This is a genomic window from Rhizobium ecuadorense (genome assembly GCF_001187535.1).
Lineage (GTDB): Bacteria > Pseudomonadota > Alphaproteobacteria > Rhizobiales > Rhizobiaceae > Rhizobium > Rhizobium ecuadorense.
This window is the reverse complement of record NZ_LFIO01000737.1, coordinates 1-213: the sequence shown is the minus strand read 5'-3', so window position 1 is coordinate 213 and position 213 is coordinate 1. Positions and strand designations below refer to the sequence as shown.

General features: G+C 60.6%; 1 pseudogene. It reads right to left on the bottom strand.

Features of this window, described 5'->3' with window-relative positions:
* A pseudogene (locus AF337_RS13630) lies at positions 1 to 213 on the bottom strand (ABC transporter permease); the annotation flags it as partial.

The window sequence follows — 213 nt, the reverse complement described above, 5'->3', positions numbered from 1 at the left end:
GGCCACCCACCACAGAATGATCACCTGAAACGATCCGGCCAGGAATTGCCCGAAAAGGAACTTTGCCCAGGGGTCGGCAGTCAGCGCCACACTCGTCGTGCCGGTTACGAGAACCGAGGTGCCAAGCATCAGGCCCTGTACCGCAAATAGGGTGCCGAGCGTTACGATCAGCGAAGGCACGGCCGTATGCACGACGAGGTAGCCGTTGACCAG